At 49.8% G+C, this 2,539-nt stretch carries 1 protein-coding gene; it reads right to left on the reverse strand.

What is annotated here, in order from left to right:
- Positions 1-166: 166 nt before the first annotated feature.
- Positions 167-2,473: a DEAD/DEAH box helicase gene (locus MNV_RS04785; protein ID WP_096204234.1), complete on the reverse strand. Its 2,307-nt coding sequence runs from the start codon at positions 2,471-2,473 to the stop codon at positions 167-169.
- Positions 2,474-2,539: the final 66 nt, after the last annotated feature.

A 2,539-nucleotide genomic window follows, 5' to 3' on the forward strand; every position in this document is an offset into this window, starting at 1 on the left:
TCAGTGACATAAAATTAGTTACAAAATTGAAAGATGATATGCCCGCATCATGCGGTTTCTGTTAGATTTTACAAAAAGTTGGGAGATATTTATTTACTTGGAAATCCCTGAAGTTCTTTTTGAAAGATTGGAAGATTATAGCACTTTTTGGATTTTTAAATAGTTTTTATCCTTTATACTCCCCGCTCACCACTTCCTTTATCCTGTCCGCCGTCTTTGGCCCGACAAGCCCCACCTTCATCAGCTCCTCACGGGACGCCAGCATGACCTTTTCCACGCTCCCGAAATGCCGGAGCAGGTTCTTCGCTACAACCGGTCCGATCTCAGGAATGGATGAAATCATATATTCCTGCTGTTCTTTAAGCGTCGGGGCTGTTTTCCTCCCGTGCAGGCTTATCCCCGTCTTGTTATCTATCTGTTCCCTTTTCGCTATCACGCTTATCAGAGCCGCCGTATCTTCTTCATCCTTACTGAAGATTATCGGCACCCCGAAGTCGATCGCAATGGATGAGAGAACGCCGCGTATGGCATTGGGATGTATCTGCCTCGTCGTGTAGAGCCCTTCGCCTTCTATTATCAGGAGAGGGCGCTCAAAAGTGCGCGCAAGGTCTGATATCTGCCCGAACAGGTCTCTCCCGTCCATGAGCGTGCCCAGGAAATCGTCCACTGTTTTTCTCTCGATGCCAGCCCTGTCGCTGACTACATAATCTCCTACTTCCAGCGTCCTCAATTCCACTTCCATTCCGAGCTTTTCAAGCTCTCGTGCGACCGGGGAGCGGATTTCTCTCTGGTCAACGTAAACCTTCGGGGAAATGTTTTCGGGCTCCAGAACCTGCATTTTTTTATCAGGAAAATCCAGCAGCTTTTTCTGCCCATCGTCCTCAGTTTGCTGGCTTGGCTCACCTGCTCCCCCTGCTTCTTTTATTTTTGACTTGAGCTCAAGTTCACTATTGATGTTTTTCATCGTCCTCAGCATGGTTTTTTCTTTCCTGCTGCTGCTCCAGTGATACGCTTCGTCCTTTGATCCTTTTGCCATAAGGATCACTACCCTGCCTGCGTGTTTTCTCCCTGTCCTTCCTTTTCGCTGGATGCTGCGTATCTCCGACGGGATGGGTTCAAAGAATACCACGAGGTCTGTGGCAGGGATATCCAGCCCCTCCTCAGCCACAGAGGTAGCCACAAGCGTATTGTACTCGCCGTCCTTGAATCTCTGGATGATGTCGACCTGCTGTTTCTGGGTCAGTCCCGTATCTCCGCTTTTACTCGCCTGTCCCACGAACCTCACAGGCTTTACGCCATCCACTTCTTTAAGAGCGCCAGTAACAAGCTCTGCCGTGTCCCTGTAGTTGGTGAAAACGATTATCCGGGATTGCGGGGATTCGTGCACCTGTTTCTCCACAAGTTCTTTTACTGCATTGAGTTTCGGGTTATCGCCATTGCATCCTGCAAGATGGTGCACTGCCCTGCGCATGTTCAGGTCTTCCATGAGCCTTTTTGCGGCTTTGCTCCCGTTCTGCGACCGCGCTTCGCTCTCAAGCCGCTCGAAATATTTAGAGAGAGCCGATGCGCCCTGCGTATCCGATATTTCTATGGCATGGCTGAGCTTCAGGATCTCGGCGAGGATGGATATTCCTTTATACACCTTCTGGTCTGGAGAGGATGAGCGAAGCTGCGACTGCAGCCGCGCCTGGAGGTCAAGCATTTCCCTCTTTGACAATTTCGTCTGGTAAGGCGAGATAAAACCGAGCTCGCGTAATTTATTCAACCTGTCGGTCAGGATGCTGTCCATCAGTTGTTTTAAACCTTTGATCTCTATCGGGACAGATACGTATCTCCATTCGATATCCTTGTCGAAGATATAAGGCCTGACATCGGGGTCGGAATCCGTTCTCATCTCGACAGAACTGATACGGAGGGCTGCGCATACTTCCTGTATCTTTTCCTGCCTGCTACCCGGGCTTGCGGTTATCCCGAGTACGAGAGGCTCTTTGTTCTGCCGGGCATACTTCTCTGCGATGTACACATACGAGTAATCCCCCGTTGCCCTGTGCGCCTCGTCAAAGATTATACACGAAACGTCCTCAAGTGTTATTTTTTTCCCGAGCAGGTCGTTCTCTATTACCTGGGGGGTTGAGACCACGACCTGGGCGCTCTCCCACATAGATGAGCGTTTCTGCGGGGGCGTGCTGCCCGTGAACAGTACGATGGTTTCGGGCAATATCGTAAGTGTGCTCTTAAAAAAGGATGCGTGCTGTTCGACAAGCGGTTTTGTGGGCGAGAGAACAAGGACCTTTCCTCTGGGAAGGCGGGAGACCATTACAAGAAGTGCGACCACGGTCTTGCCAAGACCGGTCGGCAGGACTACGAGGGTTGACCTTTTAAGGGCTTCCCCTGCCAGGGAAAGCTGGTATAACCTCTGTTCTACCGTGTCCGGCTTTATGAGAGGGTGGCTAATGTACTGCACATCACTCATTCGGTAAATAATATCTTTTATGATTATAAATTTAATGTGAGCGGTGTGAAACTAATCATGAACTGA

The organism is Candidatus Methanoperedens nitratireducens (genome assembly GCF_900196725.1).
Lineage (GTDB): Archaea > Halobacteriota > Methanosarcinia > Methanosarcinales > Methanoperedenaceae > Methanoperedens > Methanoperedens nitroreducens_A.

Excerpts from the sequence above, each read along its gene's own strand:
- MNV_RS04785 (WP_096204234.1), bottom strand. The coding sequence starts at position 2,473 with ATGAGTGATGTGCAGTACATTAGCCACCCTCTCATAAAGCCGGACACG.